17 protein-coding genes and 2 tRNA genes are annotated in these 18,365 nt (G+C 62.8%); 6 read left to right on the forward strand and 13 right to left on the reverse strand.

Annotated features, from left to right (window positions below; translation table 11 throughout):
* The first annotated feature begins 1 nt into the window (after position 1).
* Positions 2-2,641 carry a type VI secretion system ATPase TssH gene (gene tssH, locus ACP7DD_RS05005; protein WP_426173608.1) on the forward strand — a complete coding sequence of 880 codons (2,640 nt, stop codon included), beginning with the start codon at positions 2-4 and terminating at the stop codon, positions 2,639-2,641.
* A complete protein-coding gene (gene tssA / locus ACP7DD_RS05010; protein ID WP_426173609.1) occupies positions 2,635-3,651 on the forward strand; it encodes a type VI secretion system protein TssA in 1,017 nt (338 codons plus the stop codon). Before tssH ends, tssA begins: the two co-directional genes overlap by 7 nt.
* 87 nt (positions 3,652-3,738) lie before the next feature.
* On the opposite strand, the gene ACP7DD_RS05015 is transcribed toward tssA, so the two are convergent.
* The 6 genes from ACP7DD_RS05015 to ACP7DD_RS05040 form a co-directional block, all read right to left on the reverse strand.
* Positions 3,739-4,311: a phasin family protein gene (locus tag ACP7DD_RS05015; RefSeq protein ID WP_426173610.1), complete on the reverse strand. Its 573-nt coding sequence runs from the start codon at positions 4,309-4,311 to the stop codon at positions 3,739-3,741.
* Between the two features lie 68 nt (positions 4,312-4,379).
* Positions 4,380-4,586, reverse strand: coding sequence for a hypothetical protein (locus ACP7DD_RS05020; RefSeq protein WP_426173611.1), 207 nt, complete (start codon positions 4,584-4,586; stop codon positions 4,380-4,382).
* Between the two features lie 30 nt (positions 4,587-4,616).
* On the reverse strand, positions 4,617-6,377 hold the full coding sequence (locus ACP7DD_RS05025) for an ATP-binding protein (RefSeq protein WP_426173612.1): 1,761 nt from the start codon (positions 6,375-6,377) through the stop codon (positions 4,617-4,619).
* Between the two features lie 57 nt (positions 6,378-6,434).
* Complete coding sequence (locus tag ACP7DD_RS05030; RefSeq protein WP_426173613.1) at positions 6,435-6,626, reverse strand: heavy-metal-associated domain-containing protein; 192 nt, start codon at positions 6,624-6,626, stop codon at positions 6,435-6,437.
* Positions 6,627-6,776: 150 nt separating this feature from the next.
* Positions 6,777-6,861 (reverse strand) — tRNA-Leu (locus tag ACP7DD_RS05035).
* Positions 6,862-6,976: 115 nt separating this feature from the next.
* Positions 6,977-7,061 (reverse strand) — tRNA-Leu (locus tag ACP7DD_RS05040).
* A gap of 335 nt (positions 7,062-7,396) precedes the next feature.
* Between ACP7DD_RS05040 and rnr the strand changes: the two genes are divergently transcribed.
* The 4 genes from rnr (at position 7,397) to ACP7DD_RS05060 (ending at position 12,216) form a co-directional block, all read left to right on the forward strand.
* On the forward strand, positions 7,397-9,850 hold the full coding sequence (gene rnr, locus ACP7DD_RS05045) for a ribonuclease R (protein ID WP_426173615.1): 2,454 nt from the start codon (positions 7,397-7,399) through the stop codon (positions 9,848-9,850).
* A 2-nt stretch (positions 9,851-9,852) separates the two neighbouring features.
* Positions 9,853-10,596: a 23S rRNA (guanosine(2251)-2'-O)-methyltransferase RlmB gene (gene rlmB, locus ACP7DD_RS05050; protein ID WP_426173616.1), complete on the forward strand. Its 744-nt coding sequence runs from the start codon at positions 9,853-9,855 to the stop codon at positions 10,594-10,596.
* Positions 10,597-10,799: 203 nt separating this feature from the next.
* Positions 10,800-11,537, forward strand: coding sequence for a serine O-acetyltransferase (gene cysE / locus ACP7DD_RS05055; RefSeq protein ID WP_426173617.1), 738 nt, complete (start codon positions 10,800-10,802; stop codon positions 11,535-11,537).
* 10 nt (positions 11,538-11,547) lie between these two features.
* On the forward strand, positions 11,548-12,216 hold the full coding sequence (locus ACP7DD_RS05060; RefSeq protein ID WP_426173618.1) for a YceH family protein: 669 nt from the start codon (positions 11,548-11,550) through the stop codon (positions 12,214-12,216).
* Between the two features lie 605 nt (positions 12,217-12,821).
* On the opposite strand, the gene ACP7DD_RS05065 is transcribed toward ACP7DD_RS05060, so the two are convergent.
* From ACP7DD_RS05065 to ACP7DD_RS05095, 7 genes are all read right to left on the reverse strand, one after another.
* Positions 12,822-13,694, reverse strand: a complete 873-nt coding sequence (locus ACP7DD_RS05065) for a CPBP family intramembrane glutamic endopeptidase (protein WP_426173619.1) — start codon at positions 13,692-13,694, stop codon at positions 12,822-12,824.
* 83 nt (positions 13,695-13,777) lie between these two features.
* Positions 13,778-13,915, reverse strand: coding sequence for a hypothetical protein (locus ACP7DD_RS05070; protein WP_426173620.1), 138 nt, complete (start codon positions 13,913-13,915; stop codon positions 13,778-13,780).
* Positions 13,916-14,012: 97 nt separating this feature from the next.
* Positions 14,013-14,327, reverse strand: a complete 315-nt coding sequence (locus ACP7DD_RS05075; RefSeq protein ID WP_426173621.1) for a hypothetical protein — start codon at positions 14,325-14,327, stop codon at positions 14,013-14,015.
* 721 nt (positions 14,328-15,048) lie between these two features.
* On the reverse strand, positions 15,049-16,038 hold the full coding sequence (locus ACP7DD_RS05080) for a hypothetical protein (protein ID WP_426173622.1): 990 nt from the start codon (positions 16,036-16,038) through the stop codon (positions 15,049-15,051).
* 23 nt (positions 16,039-16,061) lie between these two features.
* Complete coding sequence (locus ACP7DD_RS05085; RefSeq protein WP_426173623.1) at positions 16,062-17,045, reverse strand: hypothetical protein; 984 nt, start codon at positions 17,043-17,045, stop codon at positions 16,062-16,064.
* Positions 17,042-17,899, reverse strand: a complete 858-nt coding sequence (locus ACP7DD_RS05090; RefSeq protein WP_426173624.1) for an ABC transporter ATP-binding protein — start codon at positions 17,897-17,899, stop codon at positions 17,042-17,044. The genes ACP7DD_RS05085 and ACP7DD_RS05090 overlap by 4 nt, the downstream gene beginning before the upstream one ends.
* Positions 17,896-18,261 (reverse strand): GntR family transcriptional regulator, encoded by a 366-nt coding sequence (locus ACP7DD_RS05095; RefSeq protein ID WP_426173625.1) that lies wholly within the window; start codon positions 18,259-18,261, stop codon positions 17,896-17,898. The genes ACP7DD_RS05090 and ACP7DD_RS05095 overlap by 4 nt, the downstream gene beginning before the upstream one ends.
* Positions 18,262-18,365: the final 104 nt, after the last annotated feature.

Raw genomic sequence — 18,365 nt, forward strand, 5'->3', positions numbered from 1 at the left:
GATGGACATCAATCTCAAAACGCTGATCGGAAAACTCAATGGCTGCAGCCGCGCCGCCGCCAGCCGCGCCGCCGCCATCTGCGTCAGCCAGGGTCATTACGAGGTGGACATTGAACACCTGTTCCTGGCGTTGCTGGAGCAGCCCGACTGCGACTTCGCCTGCATCGCCCGGCAATGCGGCATCAGCGCGACCGGGCTGGAGACCGATCTGCGCAACGAGATCAGCCGCTTTGCCAAAGGCAGCACGCGCACGCCGGTATTTTCGCGCCACTTGCCGACGCTGTTCGAACACGCCTGGCTGATCGCCTCGCTGGGCGGCGGCGGACCGCACCAGATCCGCAGCGGCCACCTGCTGCTGGCCCTGTTGACCGCGCCCGACCTGGCGCAACTGGCGCAGCGCGGCTCGAAGCTCTTCGCACAAGTTCCGATCGACCGCCTGAAGCACGATTTCGACAAGCTCACGCGCGGCTCCGACGAAGCCGTTTCTAGCGCGCCGAGCGAATCTGGCGGCGGCGACCCGGTGTCCGAGCTGGAGCAGGGTAGCGCCCACCAGACGCCGGCGCTCGACCAGTTCACCACCTGCCTGACGCAGCGTGCCCGTGACGGCAAGCTCGATCCGGTGATCGGGCGCGACCCCGAGATCCGCCAGGCGATCGACATCCTGATGCGGCGCCGCCAGAACAACCCGATCCTGACGGGCGAAGCGGGCGTCGGCAAGACGGCGGTGGTGGAAGGCCTGGCGCTGCGCATCGCCAGCGGCGACGTGCCTGAGGTGCTGTGCGGTGTCGAGATCCATACGCTCGACATGGGCCTGCTGCAGGCCGGCGCCAGCGTCAAGGGCGAGTTCGAGAGCCGCCTGAAGAACGTCATCGACGAAGTCAAGAAGAGCGCGCACGCGATCATCCTGTTCATCGACGAGGCGCACACGATGATCGGCGCCGGCGGCGCGGCCGGCCAGAACGATGCGGCCAACCTGCTCAAACCTGCGCTGGCGCGCGGCGAACTGCGCACCATCGCCGCCACTACCTGGGGCGAGTACAAGAAGTATTTCGAAAAGGACGCCGCACTGGCGCGGCGCTTCCAGGTCGTCAAGGTCGAGGAGCCGGACGAAGCTACCGCCTGCGCAATGCTGCGCGCGATGGCGCCGCTGATGGAAAAGCATTTCGGCGTGCGCGTGTACGACGACGCGATCGAAGAGGCGGTGCGGCTGTCGCACCGCTATATCAGCGGCCGCCAGCTGCCGGACAAGGCGATCAGCGTGCTCGATACCGCCTGCGCCAAGGTGGCGCTTGGCCAGAGCGCGACGCCGGCGCTGGTGGAAGCGGGTGGGCGCCTGCTCGAACGGATCGATGCCCAGGTGGCAGCCCTCACGCGCGAAGAGAGCGCTGGCGCTGACCACGCCGCCAAGCTGGCCGCGCTGCGCGCCGAGCGCCGCGCAGCCGTCGAAGCGCAGCGCGACGTGCAGAAGCGCTGGGAGCAGGAGCAGGTGATCAACAGCGAGATCCAGGCGCTGCGCAGCAGCATGGAACAAGGCGGCGGCGACGGCGCCGGCGCCCGCCTGCGCGGCCTGATCGACCAACTGCGCACGGTGCAGGGCGAAGCGCCGCTGGTGCCGGTGCAGGTGGACGGCCACGTGGTGGCCGAAATTGTCGCCGGCTGGACCGGTATTCCGCTCGGGCGCATGGTCAAGGACGAGATCAGGACGGTGATGAACTTGCAGGGCCTGCTGGAAGAGCGCATCCTCGGCCAGTCGCATGCCGGCGCCGTCGTGGCGCAGCGCGTGCGCACCGCGCGCGCCAACCTGGACGACCCGAACAAGCCGAAAGGCGTATTCTTGTTTGTCGGCACGTCGGGCGTCGGCAAGACCGAGACCGCGCTGGCGCTGGCCGACCTGCTGTACGGCGGCGAGCGCAAACTGATCACCATCAACATGAGCGAATACCAGGAAGCGCACAGCGTATCGGGCCTGAAGGGTTCGCCGCCGGGCTACGTCGGCTACGGCGAAGGCGGCGTGCTGACCGAGGCGGTGCGCCGCAACCCGTACAGCGTGGTGCTGCTCGACGAAGTCGAGAAGGCCCATCCCGACGTGCTCGAACTGTTCTTCCAGGTGTTCGACAAGGGCGTGCTCGATGACGCGGAAGGGCGCCAGATCGACTTTCGCAACACCATCATCATCCTGACGTCGAACGCGGCGTCGTCGCAGATGATGCAGGCCTGCCTGAACAAGTCGGCGGCCGAGATGCCCGATCCGACCCAACTGGCCGAGATCATTCGCCCGCAACTGATGAAGCACTTCAAGCCGGCCTTCCTCGGCAGGCTGACGGTGGTGCCGTTCTATCCGATCGGCGACGAGGTGTTGGGCCGCATCATTCGCCTCAAGCTCGAGCGCATCCGCCGCCGCATCGACCAGAACCACCAGGCGCAGTTCGACTACGACGACGCGCTGGTGAACGCGGTGCTGGCGCGCTGCACCGAGGTCGATTCGGGCGCGCGCAACGTCGACACGATCCTGAACGGCACGCTGCTGCCGGAGATCGCCGATTCGGTGCTGGCCCGCATGGCCGAAGGCGGCGCAATCGCCCGCATCAAGGTCAGCGCCACCAAGGCCGGCAAATTCAAGTACGCGGTCGAGCCATGCTGAACATCGACGAACTGCTCGAACCGGTCAGCGCCGCCAATCCGTGCGGCGAGGACCTGGCGTTTTCCAGCGAGCTCGATGCGATCGCCAAGGCGCGCCAGGCCGACGATCCGTCGATCGAGCAGGGCGCGTGGGTGACCGCGCTGAAGGAGGCGGACTGGAAGTTCGTCGGCAGCGGCTGCGCCAGGCTGCTCAAGACGCGCAGCAAGGATCTGCGGCTGGCGGTCTGGCTGGCCGAGGCAAGCGCCAAGACGGTCGGCTTTCGGGGCCTTGGCGACGGCCTGCTGGTGGCCGCGGCGCTGTGCGAGCGCTATTGGGACACGCTCTATCCGCAGCCCGATGAAGGCAGCTTCGAGCAGCGTGTCGGCAACCTGTGCTGGATTGCCGCGCGCGCGCCGCAACTGGCGCGTGAAGTCGCGCTCACCGAAGGCGCCGGCACCGCGTTTTCGCTGATCGACTTCGAGAGCGCCCGCACGCGCGGCGCCGACGAAGACGGGCCCGATGTCGACGCGGCGCGGCGCCGCACGTCGCGCGCGTTTTATCAGGCGCTGCTCGACGACACCGCGCACTGCGTCGCGGCGTTGGCGGAGCTGGAACGGGTGACCGACGAGAAGCTCGGCGCCGATGGACCGGGCTTCACGGCGGCGCGCGAGGCGCTGCACAACGTGATCCATTTCATTTCGCCATTCGCGCGCGAGGCCGGCGCCGGCGCGCAGGCAGGGACCGCGGAATTGCCGGGTGCGCCGGTTGCAGCGGCAGCGGCGCCGGCGCAAGCCGTCGCCGTCGGCGCCAGCGGGCCGCTGCAGTCGCGCGCGCAAGCACTGGCGCAGCTGCGCGCGGTGGCAGAATTTTTTCGCCGCACCGAGCCGCACAGCCCCGTCGCCTACCTGGCCGACAAGGCCGCCAACTGGGGCGAGCAGCCTTTGCACGTGTGGCTGCGCAGCGTGGTGAAGGACCAGGCGGTGTTCGAACAGTTGGAGGAAATGCTGGGAGCGCAGGCAGCGCCTGGCTAATTGACGTCGTACACCGGACGCGGCGAACTTTGTCGCCGCGTTCGGGTCTGACACTATGTGTCAGACTTCTTCTTCACACTCGATGCTTCAGTCGTCGTTCTTCTTCGCTGCCTTGCCAGCGGTCGCTACGCCATCACCTACCTTCGCCGTCGCCTTGGCAATCTGCTCCTCCACCGTCTGCACGGCCTGGCGCGTCGCCTTCGTCACCTGCTCGTAACCGTGGAAGGCGTTGTCGATGGCGGTCTTGATGATCTCCACGGCATTCGGCTGGCCCGGCTTGACGTTTTGCGTGACGTCGTAGATCAGCGCGGTGAGCGCGCTTTTTGCTTCGGCGACGTGGGCGTCGGCCGCCTGCGTGAACTCGGTGCGGATTTCGTCGATGATGACCTTCATCTGGTCGCGGTACTCCACCACGCCTTCCATGCCGGGCTTGGCCATCGATGCGGCGGCGGCCATGGCTTGCTTCGGATCCTTGGCCTGGCTGATCTCCTTGCCGGCCGCCATCGAGCCTTCGACCGAATTTTTCGCGGTCGCCAGATTGAGAGCGACGACCTGCTCGACGCCTTGCACCGCCTTGCTGGTCAGGGCGTTGAAGGTCATCATCTGCAGTTCAAACAGGGTCTTGGTGGCGGATGCAAATTGTTCGGGATTCGTAAACATTAACTTCTCCTCGGATTGGATGGATGCAACGGACTACCTTCCTAAATCTCCCCACTTTTGTCGATCTATTATTTAGCAGCTGATAACTTTTCGCAATGACTATCTTGATAGGGCCCGCTGGCCTTTTCCCAGCCGTGGCCGAGCGAGGTCTGGGCGCAGAATTGCTTGCCGTCGATCTTGCTGCGCCACATGAACCAGGGTGCGGGCGCCGCCGCCAGCGCGGAACAGACTCCGGCTATCAGCAAACCGATTCCTATTGTTTTTCCTTTTCGCATTGGCTGAGCATAACTTGTTGACGCTGCAAGTCAAGCGTGCGCGGGTTCGGGCCGCGTTGGCGCGGCCAGCGGCAGCAGCAACGTGACGCTGGCGCCGGCGCCCGGGTCGCTGCGCAGTGCGATGCTTCCGCCGAGAACGCCGCTGACGATGTTGTGCGCCACGTGCAGCCCCAGCCCGGAGCGGCCGGCGCCGCGGCGGGTGGTAAAGAAGGGGTCGAAGGCGTGGGCCAGCACGTCCGGCGTCATGCCGCCGCCGCTGTCGGCCACGGTCACCGCGACGAGGTTGTCGGCGCGCATCTCGGCGGCGATGCGCACAGTGCCGCCGTTGCCGTCGGGGAAAGCATGGGCGACGCAGTTTTCGAACAGCTCGGTGACCACCTGCGACAGCGGTCCGGGGTAGCTATCCATCTGCAGGCCAGGTTCAAGCGCCAGGTCGATCCTGACGCGGGCAAGCTTGGCGGCTACGCGCAGCGGCGCGGCGAGGTCTGACAGCAGTCCGGTGACGTCGAACTGGCGGCGCTCCGAGCTGGCATGGTCGACCGCGATCTGCTTGAAGCCGGCGACCAGCGTGGCGGCGCGCTTGAGATTGCGCACCAGCAGCTCGCCGGCCTCGCCGGCGGTGGCCAGGTAGCGCGTCAGATCGGAGCGGCGCAGGCCGTCGGCCATGCTGGTCTCGAGCGCACGGGTGCGTTCGGCCAGCGCACTGGCGACCACCAGGCTGTTGCCGATCGGCGTATTGAGTTCGTGGGCGACGCCGGCCACCAGCGCGCCGAGCGCGGCCAGCTTGTCGCGCCGCACCAGTTCATCCTGCGCCAGCGACAGCGTCTCGACGGCGTGGGTCAGTTCGGCGGTGCGCGCGGCGACCAGGTCCTCGAGGTGCTCGCGATGCTGGGCCAGTTCGCTTTCGCGGCGCGTGCGTTCGATGGCGATGCCGGCCAGGTGGCTGGCGACGTCGATCAGGTGGAGTTCGTCGTTAGTGGGAGTGCGCACTTCGCGGTAGTACATGGCGAACGAGCCGAGCACATGCTGCAGGTCCGGCGCGATCGGAGTCGACCAGCAAGCGCGCAGGCCATGCGACACAGCCAGCGCGCGATAGGGCGCCCAGCGCTCGTCGGCGAGGATGTCGGGCACGATGACGTTCTCGTTGCTGAACATCGCCGCGCCACAGGAGCCCGCGCCGGGCCCGATCGACAGGCCGTCGAGCGCGGCCATGTAGACTGCCGGCAGGTTCGGGCCGGAGGCCGGATGCACGGTGTGGCCATCGGCGTCGAGCAGCAGCACCGAGCAGAGCACGCCGTCGGACTGGCTCTCGACGAGCAGCACCAGGTGATCGAGAATCTGGGTCAGCGGCGCGCCGCGCGCGACCAGTTCGAGCACGCGGGCCTGGCCTTCGCGCAGCTGGGCGGCGCGCAGCTGGCGCGAGATGTCGAGCACGCGCACGTGCAGCAGGCGGCGGCCGGCGAGCGGCAACGCAATCATCAGCACTTCGCAGGCGATGGCGGCGCCGGCGGCGGTGCGAAACGTCATGGCGAACAGGCCATGACGGCCCTCGATGGCGCGGCCCGCCTCGGCCTGCAACAGCGACGCCGATGAACGCCCGCCCGGCTGCAGGGCCGGATACAGGTCGGCCAGCGGCGTGCGTAGCAGCTCATCGCGTGAAAGGCCCCACAAGGCCTCGGCTTTCGGATTGGCATCGGCGACGTTGCCGGCGTCGACGTCGAACAGGGCGCTCGGATCCGGCGACTGCATCAGCATCGCGTGGTAGTTCACCTGCAGCGAATTGTGGTCCATCGGCAGCCTCGCGAAGCGGCAATACTGGCAGTGTAGTACAAAGCTGGCGGAAGCGGCCTACAGCACGGGATAGCCTTCGTGGGCCAGGCGGGCGCGCACGATGGCGGGGTCGGCGATGGTGTCGACGGTGGCGGTGCGGGCGGCGATGTCGACCTGTACCTTGGCGGCGGGGTCGAGTTCGAGGACAGTATCGGTGATGGCGCGGGCGCAATGGGCGCAGCTAATGGCGGGAATGCTGAAGGTGAGCACGTTATTCTCCTGTGTTTGAATGAAGACACCTAAGCATAGCAAAACGCCGCGATTTCAAACGGCTGCCGTGCAATCGATCGGCCATAGCAAAACGCCGCATCCCTTTTGCAAAGGATGCGGCGTTTTCAGGCTGCTGTTTATCCGGTAGTTTGGTGCCCACGGAGGGACTCGAACCCCCACACCCGAAGGCACATGGACCTGAACCATGCGCGTCTACCAATTCCGCCACGTGGGCACTGCTGTTGCTTCTACTGGACCAACCAAAACACTTTAACGACAAACTAAAACGCCGCAATCTTTACAACGATCACGGCGCAGTAGGTGATGCTTGCGGAAATCAATCCGGTAGTTGGTGCCCACGGAGGGACTCGAACCCCCACACCCGAAGGCACATGGACCTGAACCATGCGCGTCTACCAATTCCGCCACGTGGGCAATGTTGCTGATCAGCGTTGCCGCCGACTTCTGCTATCATACTAGCCTTTGGAGTTTTGCGCCAGACTAACTTTCGTTACCCTCGGTGCTTTACGCCGGTGCCAGTACTCTGCTTTCTCTCGCTGTGGCTTGGTGCCGCCGCGAAAGACCGAAATTATAGCGGATCAATTTGAAATGTCAAAGCTCCCCACCAAGTATTTTCGGAGCACGGCACGTTAGGCGAAATGTGGTGTCCTCCGTTACACTACGCGTACCGACGTGTCAATCAAACCAACGTGTCAGTCATGCGGAACGGCATCCCGCAAGCGCTGTCAAAAACAATTATTGAAGACGATTTGAACCAACCTACACATACCATCCCTAGCCGCGAGGAAATTCTCGGCATCTTCCGCGACGCACAGTCCCCGCTCGATGCAGCAGCCCTGGCGCGCGCCCTCAAGGTCGATCCCGACGCGGTAGAAGTGCTGTCGCGCCGCCTGAACGCAATGGCGCGCGACGGCCAGATCCTTTCCGACAAGACCGGCATGTTCGAGCTGGCCGACCATACCGGCTTCGTTGCCGGCAAAGTCAGCGCGCACCGCGACGGCTTCGGCTTCGTCATTCCGGACGAGCCGGGCGAAGACCTGTTCCTGTCCGACAAAGAAATGCAGAAAGTGCTGCATGGCGACCGCGTGCTGGCGAAAGTGACCGGCACCGACCGCCGCGGGCGCCAGGAAGGCACCATCGTCGAAGTCGTCTCGCGCGCCAACAGCCACGTCATCGGCCGCCTGCTCAACGAAAACGGCGTCTGGCTGATCGCGCCGGAAGACAAGCGCATCGGCCAGGACATCCTGGTCGCCGGTTCGCCAGGCAAGGCGAAAGCCGGCCAGATCGTCAGCGTCGAGCTGGTCGAGCAGCCGTCGCGCTTCAAGCAGCCGACCGGCACCATCGTCGAAGTACTCGGCGACCTGGACGACCCCGGCATGGAGATTGAAATTGCCGTGCGCAAGTTCGGCGTACCGCACATCTTCTCGGCCGCGGCCCTCAAATCGGCCGCCAGGCTGCCCGCCGAAGTGCGCGATGCCGACCTGGAAGACCGGGTCGACCTGCGCGACGTGCCGCTGGTGACGATCGACGGCGAAGACGCGCGCGACTTCGACGACGCGGTCTACTGCGAGCCGGTCAATATCGACGGCGACAATTCGTTCCGCCTGCTCGTCGCCATTGCCGACGTCAGCCACTACGTCAAGCCGAACGACGCGCTCGATGTCGATGCGCTCGAGCGCAGCACCTCGGTGTATTTCCCGCGCCGCGTGATTCCGATGCTGCCGGAAAAGCTGTCGAACGGCCTGTGCTCGCTGAACCCGGCGGTCGACCGCCTGACGCTGGTGTGCGACATGGTGGTCTCGTCGATCGGTGAAGTCACCGCCTACCAGTTCTATCCGGCAGTGATCCATTCGGCCGCGCGCCTGACGTACAACGAAGTGGCCGACATTTTGGCCAACACGGCCGGTCCCGAAGCGCAGCGCCGGCCGGCCATCGTGCCGCACCTGCTGAACCTGAACGACGTGTATCACGCGTTGAACAAGGCGCGCCACGTGCGCGGCGCGATCGATTTCGACACGACCGAAACGTACATCGTCTGCAATGCGCTCGGCAAGATCGAGAAGATCATCCCGCGCACCCGCAACGACGCGCACAAGCTGATCGAAGAGTGCATGTTGTCGGCCAACGTGTGCGCGGCGGACCTGCTGATCCGCCACAAGCATCCGGGCACCTACCGCATCCACGCGTCGCCAACCGAAGAGAAGCTGGCGCAGGTGCGCACGTTCCTGCAGCAAGTCGGCCTGAACCTTGGCGGCGGCGACAAGCCGAGCGCGAACGACTACGCCGTGCTGATGAAGCAGGTGAAAGAGCGTCCCGACGCGCAACTGCTGCAAACCATGCTGCTGCGCTCGATGCAGCAGGCGGTCTACAGCCCCGACAACATCGGCCACTTCGGCCTGGCGTACGAGGCGTATGCCCACTTCACCAGCCCGATCCGCCGCTATCCGGACTTGCTGACGCACCGCGCCATCAAGGCCATCTTGCTGGGCAAGAAGTACGAGCCGAAAGGCATCGAACTGGCCGGCCTGAACACGACGGTGTCGAACGCGACGCGCAAGAAGCAGGCGAAGGACAAGGCCAAGGGCACGCAAAAGCAAGAGAAGGATATGACGATCTGGGACGCGCTCGGCGTTCACTGTTCGGCCAACGAGCGGCGCGCCGATGAAGCCTCGCGCGACGTCGAAGCATGGCTCAAGTGTTACTTCATCAAGGACAAGCTTGGCGAAGAGTTCACCGGCGTCGTGTCGGGCGTGACCACCTTCGGCATCTTCGTGCAGCTCGACGCGCTGTACGTCGAAGGCCTGGTCCACATCACCGAACTGGGCACCGATTTCTTCCAGTACGACGATGCGCGCCACGAACTGCGCGGCGAGCGCACCGGCAAGCGCTACCAGCTGACCGACCGCGTCACCGTCAAGGTTGCCAGGGTCGACCTGGAAGCGCGCAAGATCGACCTGGTGCTCGCCGGCGGCGCCGACGAGGTATCCGGCGTCGGCATGCCCAAGAGCAGTGCGGCAAAGGCGCAGGACGCCAAGCCGGCCAAGTCGCGCAAAACCGGCGGTGGCGACAATTCGTCGCGCTACGATCTCGACGAAAGCGTCGGCAGTGCGCCGGCGAAGCGATCGAAAAGTGGGACGTCCGCCGGCAAGGCGCCGTCCCGTCCAGCAAAGACAGCAAGCAAGACCAGCAAGAAGAAGCGATAACAATGAAGAATAAAATGATTTTCGGGTTCCACGCGGTGACGTCGCGCTTGCGTCATGAGGCGTCGTCCGTGGAAGAGATCTTTGTCGATGCAACGCGGCAAGATGGCCGCATGCACGACCTGATCGCCGCCGCCAAGGCAGTCGGCGTACGCGTGATGCCGGTCGATTCGGCGCGCCTCGACAAGATTGTCGGCACCCGCCGCCACCAGGGCGTGATCGCGTTCGCCAGCCAGTTGTCGCTGGCGCGCAACCTGGATGAATTGCTCGATGCAGTCGACGGCCCGCCGTTGCTGCTCATTCTCGATGGCATCACCGATCCGCACAACCTTGGCGCCTGCCTGCGGGTGGCCGACGGTGTCGGTGCGCACGCCGTCATCGTGCCGAAGGACCGTGCAGTGGGGCTGAACGCCACCGCGGCCAAGGTCGCCAGCGGCGCCGCCGAAACGGTGCCGTACATCACTGTCACGAATCTTGCGCGCACGATGCGCGAGCTGAAGGAACGCGACATCTTGCTGATCGGCACAACTGACGATGCCGACAAGGGCTTGTATGAAGCCGACTTCACCGGGCCTGCCGCGCTGGTGATGGGGTCGGAAGGCGAGGGCATGCGCCGGCTGACGCGCGAGACGTGCGACGTGCTGGTCGGCATTCCGATGTTCGGTTCGGTCGAAAGTCTGAACGTGTCGGTCGCCTCCGGCGTGTGCCTGTACGAGGCGCGCCGCCAGCGCCTGGCGCGCGAAGGTTAAGCCCAGGGGGCAGACCGGTTTGTTCAGCTAAGGGTCTGACCCAGGTTTGTAGCCGCCAACACAACCGGGGACTCGGCGTCCCCGTCATCCCCCTGCAAGCAAATCCGGGGTCTGCCCCCTAGCCTGCCGGAATTGACCCCTCGTAAGCGGCCATGGATCGAATGCGCTACCATGGCCACATCGCAACTGTCTGTTCCCTCCCAATGTTTCCCAATCTTAGCGACGACATCAAAAGCATCATTGCCCGCGATCCCGCGGCGCGCAACGGCTTCGAAGTGTTCACCTGCTACCCCGGGTTCCAGGCGATCATGATGCACCGCTGGGCGCACGCGTGCTGGATCAACCAGCTCAAGTGGATCGGCCGGTTCATCTCCTACGTGGCACGCATCATCACCGGCATCGAGATCCATCCGGGCGCGACCATCGGCCACCGCGTGTTCATCGATCACGGCTTCGGCGTGGTGATCGGCGAGACGGCGGTCGTCGGCGACGACTGCACCATCTACCAGGGCGTCACGCTGGGGGGCACGTCGCTCACCAGCGGCGCCAAGCGCCACCCCACGCTCGAGCGCGGCGTCATCATCGGCGCCGGCGCCCAGGTGCTCGGTTCGTTCACGGTTGGCGAGTACGCCAAGATCGGCTCGAACGCGGTGGTGGTCAAGCCAGTGCCGGCGGGCGCGACAGCGGTCGGCAATCCGGCCCACATCGTGCGCAAGGATGAAAACGGCCGCAGCGCCCACTTGTTCGCCGCGTACGGCGTGACGCCGAACGGCGACGACCCGCTGACGAAAGCGCTGCACCGCCTGATCGACCATGCCGCCCGCCAGGACGAGCAAATCGAACGTATGATGGCAGCCATGAAGGATGCCGGACTGTGCTGCCCCGAGATGGCCGAAGGCGACAAGCTCGACACGATACAACTGAACCGGATGGTGGAATAAGGAATGATGGATGACCATTGAACCTGGCGGCGACGCCTTGCTCGACCCGTTTGAAGTACGCGTGCTGGCGGTGCTGGCCGAAAAAGAAGCGCTGACGCCGGATAACTATCCGCTGTCGCTGAACACGCTGACCAACGGCTGCAACCAGCTGTCGAGCCGCGACCCGGTGATGCAGCTGTCGGAGGAAACGGTGCAGGATGTGCTGCAGCGGCTGATGCAGCGCAAGTTCGTCAACGGCATCACCCAGGCCGGCGCGCGCGTGACCAAGTACGAGCACCGCATGCGCATCAAGTGGACGCTCGAGCAGGACAAGATGGCGGTGCTGACGATCCTGATGCTGCGCGGCCTGCAGACCGCCGGCGAGATCCGCACCCGCAGCGGCCGGCTGCAGGAGTTCAAGTCGGTGGCGGAAGTGGAATCGTGCCTGCAGTTCCTGATCGACAAATACCCGCCGCTGGTGGCGCGCCTGGCGCTGGCGCCGGGCACCAAGGAGCCGCGCTACGGCCAGTTGCTCAGCGGCGACGCCGCGCTGGCGCAGCAGGAGTCGGCGTTCGGTTCCGTGTCGGCGCCGGCCCAGGGCAGCAGGGTGGCGCAGCTGGAGCAGGAAGTGGCGGCGCTGCGCGGCGAGGTCGACGACCTGAAGGCGCAGTTTGATTCGTTCAAAAAACAGTTCGAATAGCGTTCAGCAATGTCAGGGCGGATTTTTATACATGAAGCCCATCGGTACAGTGCCTACTCTCTCTTGCACCCTCACTCTTTCGGCCAACGAAGCCCAGTTGCACGATGAGCCTTACGACTTCATCTACGGTGGAGAGTTGGCGCACCTTTTTTTGGCCAGCAGATGGCCGCCGATTAGTTCGTCGGGATCAGAGAACAACCGAGGCAAGTCAAAAAAGTTCGGCCCTGCGCATCAAATAGGTGACACACCTGGAACGACCATGAATAGGGCAAAGCCCGTTCGATCTTTTTAAACTGCGGAAAGTTGTAACATTACCTGCTCGAGCGTCTGCGCCCAGTCGGTTTGTGAGCAGGCGCCACTCGACCGCCGTGCCTCCCTTGTACGCGCCTATTCCACACGACACGGCGCCTGCGACGTTGACAATCTCCGGTTTTTCCATCGGATATCTCGACCGGCGGGTCCACAATTACTGGCGTACCGTGCACGTCTCTTCTTTGTCGCGTGCCGCCATTTCGAGGCTGACTACCCCGAGGCCGATGTGCGTCGCTTCAGAAAGAACGGTGCGCCAGTTGCTTTTCTCACGTCCTTATCACTTGGTAAAGCTTTTATTGGGAATGCACGACCCTGTGGAATGCAGATTTAGAACGGATGCCAATACACTGGCTGAAGGCGCGAAAACTCAGTGCTAGAAGTCCAAGCAGGCAGATACTGCTCGCGACACGGACTGCGCCAGAGTTCAATGAATCAATGACGAAATCCAGATTTTTTTGCACCGAGGGTATGGCTGCGAGGGATAGAAAGTTGGCCAGCCCGTGGAGGATTATGCAGTACGAAAGTTTGCCATGAAAAACATACACCAGCCCTAAGAAGATGCCTGCTAAAAAAGTTCCGAAATAGTTCCCATGAAGCGCTGCAAAGATTAACGCTGCAATGAGGATTGCGGGAACAGTTTTAACTCTGGAGAAAAGAAAATTCAATAATAGCCCACGAAAGATCAATTCTTCAGCTATAGGGGCTAAAAGGATATACGGTAATAGTCTATCGAGATTGGAAAGCAAGCTTTCGCTGTCGAATATGGGGATCATTGAGAAAGACTCTATAATGTCCGTCCTAAATTTCGATGGTGATAGCGTCGCCGAAAACACCGCGTCAGCGAACTGAATTAAACTTATGATTAGAAGAGCAAGCAGCAATTTTCGTCCTAAATACCCATTGGTTAATTTAGATTTTTTTGATTCCTGTGTATGCCATATTTCTCTAAAAGGAAAGGATGATGGTGCGATCGCGATCGCTACGAAACCGTAAATTATGCAAACTTGGAGTCCTCGCAAAATAGAATACGTCACTGATTTACTTTGAAAAAAATCGTCCAATATCCCAGCTATTGCAACCGGTGCGAACGAAAAAACAAGCGCTACAATTAGAGTAAGCCAGCCAACTTGCCCATTTCCACGACTAAGTTTGAAGATCTTATGCATATGGACCTCAAATCGGTTCCAAAACAGCAGAAATTAGTTAGCCGGAAGTCACTAGATATAGGTGGCTTCCGGCTTTAATTTACTTATGGCCAGGTTTTTGCTGCCCACCAGGACAGACGATCCACCAGGTCTTCGTGGATCTTCATCGCGTCACTATAGTTCTCCCACATCCACCCACCACCGCTGACTTCTTCAACTTCCTTCATATTCAGTTCCGTCATGCTAGCTCTCCGGGTTATCGACCAAAATCGGTCAACATCAATATAGCATTGCACTATGGAAACCAATAATCTTATAATGCAACTTTTTTGACGGCTATCAACAGTTTCCCGGGGCGTGATCATTGGCTTTGCGGCGGCTGAGCTTCAACTCCTTCGGTTTTCTCCAAAGTCCGATTGCAATAGCTTTGCTGTAAGGTGCTGCCATGGCGCAGCTCCATAAGCCTTTGACGATCCAAGGGCGCGCCGTCGTCATGACCTTGCTCGCCGACATGTGCATCACCCGATCCATTGATAAACGCCCTTGCCGTTCAGCCCGCACGATCAGTTGCGAACTTAAATGCACCGGCGGCAGCGGGCGTCGCTGATGCCAACCTGGCCCATGCGGAATTCCAAGCTCGCTACTTGATTCCAAAGCGCTTCCCACGCTTTACCCGGATGGAGCCTTGTTCTAGCTAGTACGACATTAGTGAACACTATCTTCGGACATACGGGGATCCCTATCCGTCCTCAGAGGTCAAAGATCGCCTCATCCCTGGACCTTGGACTGGCAACTTGAATAAGGGCGCGAGCAACCGCTTCTCGGTCGGCAGGCTGGGGTTGGACGCACGATCGGCTTTGTGGTGCTTGAAAAGGCCGCGCTGTCATCCGATTCAATGGCACCCACTCGAAAACCACTGCTATAGTCGAATGCCACAGCACTGTACAGTGCTGTCGGAATGCCGCTTATGTCAATGGTGAGGCAGCACAAGTCCGCCTGTCGAGCAGCTAGGTCCGATGCACGGTCCAAAACGCCCAGCCGCAGTACCTACGACTGCGCTGTCCGAAAGCGCGGCGCGGCGACACAGGGGGGCACTGAGAATCACCCGAATAATTATTGCGCACCGGCCCGAGACCATTGCGAGCGCCAGTCGCGTCATCGTGCTTATGGGCGGCAAGATCGCGCACGAAAATCATCAGCGAGGGCCGGGGCCGGCCGAACGAGCGGCGGATGCAACGTCGTTTGTTTGATTTAAGCGCTGACATCCTCCGATCGCCGAGCCAACCAGATTGTTTAAGTGTATTAATAATCATCAAACACAGTTCTCGAGCGCGGGAGCTTCTCCAGCAATTGCGATTGGCATCATCGGCTCGGCTCAGCCTTCGTCGCGATAGCGCCGCAGCCGCATTGCCGCGTAGATCATTGCGGCGCCGACGCCCACGCCGGCCCACATGCCCGGCTGCGACAAGCTCATCCAAGATTGCTCGAAGAAGACGCCGGCGTTGATCGTGGGCTTGCCGCTGGCCGACATCGCGATGGCGGTGACGTCGCCATACGTGGCCCAGATGCCCGGCACCAGGCCGGCCAGTCCGCGCGCCGCGACGTCCACCACGACCGGGTAGAGCGCCGTGTCGGCGTTGGCGAACTGCGCCAGCATGTAGTCGGCCCACTTGGCCAGCACGACCAGCAGCACCGGCACGGCGACCGCCCACACCAGCACCTTCGAACGCGCCCAGCTCGACACCAGCAGCAGCCAGCCGACGGTCGGGATCGCCCACAGGATGTACACCGGCAGCAGCCCGACCAGGCGCAGCGGCGCCAGGTACAGCGCCGGCTGGCTCAGCACCGGTCCGAACAGGTTCAGGCCGGATGGGGCGACGGCGGCCAGGCCGACCAACAGCATCAGCAGCGATACCGCGGTGCCGATGGCGATGGCGATCAGCGGCGCGACGAGCAGCGCGGTGAGCGCCTTCGACAGCACCGTCATCTGGTCCGACACCGGCAGCGACTTCCAGAACAGGATACTGCGGTCGCGCCGCTCGTCGTACAGCGCGGCCAGGCAGTAGAAAAACACCACCAGCGGCATCAGTCCGAACAGCGGCAAGGCGGCCGCCACGTAGGTATTGGCGATGACGCCGGCAATTTCGGTCTGGGCCGCCAGCGGCAGGGCGGCGAGCTGACCGGCCTTGCTGACGGCGTGGCCGTTGACAACGATGGTGCCGCCGATGCCGTTGGTGGCCAGGGCGTACACCACCGAACCGGTGACGAAGACAAACATTACCAGCGCCACGATTGCCGGCGCCCAAAAAAACGAACCCTTGTTTTCCCAGAATTCGCGCCGCAGCAGCCATTTCATATTGTTCATTGGGTCAGCTCCCTTGTTCATTGTTAGCCCTCGTCGCGGAAGCGGCGCAGGCGCATTGCCGCGTAGATCATTGCGGCGCCGGCGATGACGCCGATCCACAGGCCCGGCTGCAGCACGGTCAGCCACGACTGGGCGAAGACGCCGCCTGCGTCGATGCCACGGGTCTGGGTCAGCATGCCATCGGGCGAGACGTTGCCGAACTTCATCCAGATGCCCGGAATCAGTCCGCCCAGCCCGCGTGCGACGATGTGCTCGAACAGCTTGACGTTCAGGCCTGCGCCGAGGAAGTTGGTCGCCATGAAATTGAACCACTGGACCAGCAACAGCCCGAGCAGCGGTACGCCGACCGCCCACAGGAACACTTTCGAGCGCGCCCAGCTCGACACCATCAGCAGCCAGCCCACCGTCGGCAGGGCCCACAGAATGTACACCGGCAGCAGGCCGATCAGGCGCAACGGCGCCAGGTAGAACTCCGGGCTGCTCAGCACCAGGCCGGCGATGTGCAGCCCGCTGAAGCTGGCCATCACAACGCCGATCACCAGCATCGTCAGCGCCGCGGCGGTGCCGACCGCCATCGTGATCAAAGGCGCCACGCACAGCGCGGTGAGCGCTTTCGACAGGACCGTCGACCGATCCGAAATCGGCAGCGACTTCCAGAACAGGATGCTGCGGTCGCGGCGGTCGTCGTACAGCGCGGCCAGGCAGTAGAAGAATGACACCAGCGGCAGCACCAGGAACAGCGGCGCGGCAAACGCGATGTAGGCGCCGGCCAAGCCTTGCGCGATTTCGGCGCGGCGCTCGAGCGGCATGGCGTTCCACATCGTTACCTTGCTGAGCGCCTGGCCGTTAACCGTCACCGAGTCGCCGAAGCCGGTGTGAAACATGCCGTATCCCACCATGCAGATCAGAAACGCCAGCATCGTCAGCGCGATGATCACCGGCACCCTGACCATCGAGCCCTTGTTCTCCCACAGCTCGCGGCGCAGCAGCCATTTCATGGTGTTCATGCGTAGCTTCCTTTCATGGTCGCCACGAACAGGTCGGCCACGCTGATGTTGCGCGTCTCGCCCAGGCCGGCCAGCTGCGAGCGCGGCACGCCGTCGAACAGCATCACCGACTTGCCGAACACGGTGCGGCGGTCGATCGGCAGCAGCGCGTTGGCGGCGTTGACCTTGTCGTGCGGCACCATCACCTCGGTGTAGCGCTCGCCCACTTCATCCATCGACGCGGCCAGGATGATCTTGCCGTCGCGGATGAACATCAGGTCGGTGAGGATGTGTTCGACTTCTTCGACCTGGTGGGTGGTGATGATGATCGTCTTTTGCTCGTCGAAATAGTCTTCCAGCAGGTTCTGGTAGAACTGCTTGCGGTAGATGATGTCGAGGCCCAGGGTCGGCTCGTCGAGCACCAGCAGCTTGGCGTCGATCGCCATCACCAGTGCCAGGTGCAGCTGCACCACCATGCCTTTCGACATCGACTTGACCTTCATCGACGGCTTCAGCTTCGTGATCGCCAGGTAGCGCTCGGCCTTTTCGCGATCAAAACGCGGATGCACGCCGGCGACGAAATCGATCGCTTCGGACACGCGCAGCCAGCGCGGCAGGATGGCGACGTCGGCGATGAAGCAGACCTCCTGCATCAGCTCGTCGCGCTGGGTGCGCGGATCGAGGCCCAGCACTTTCAGCGCACCCTCGAACGGCACCAGGCCCAGCGCCGCCTTCAGGGTGGTGGTCTTGCCGGAGCCGTTGGGACCGATCAGGCCGACGATGCGGCCGGCCGGGATGTCGAAGCTGATGTTGTCGACCGCGGCCTGTTTGCCGTAATGTTTCGACAGGCCCTTGGCGGAGATGACGGCGTTCATGCCGGCGCCCCTGGAACGGCGCGCAACAGTTGCTCGATGTCGAGGCCGAGGCGGCGGATCCGCTCGATCATCGCCGGCCATTCTTCGCGCACGAAGCGCTGACGTTCACTTGCCAAGAGTTTTTCGCTGGCGCCTTCGGTTACATACATGCCGATTCCCCTTCTTTTTTCTACGAGATTGTCATCGACCAATTCCTGGTAAGCCTTGGAAACGGTAATGGGATTGAGCTGGTATTCGGCGGCGACGTTGCGCACCGAGGGCAGGGCGTCGCCTGCCTTCAGGGCGCCGTCGAGCATCATGCCGATGACCTTGTCCTTCAGTTGCCGGTAAATTGGCGTGTTGTCGTTCCAGCCGATACTCATGTCGGAGTCTCCTGGGATAAGGGTGCAGCGCGTGGTTGCATGTTGCCTCCCGGCGGGTGAGTTAATGAAGTGGTGTTGTAGTTAAGTATAACAGTGACTTAATG

Origin of the sequence: Massilia sp. TWR1-2-2 (assembly GCF_049897565.1) — a bacterium.
Classification (GTDB): domain Bacteria; phylum Pseudomonadota; class Gammaproteobacteria; order Burkholderiales; family Burkholderiaceae_D; genus JAFCUW01.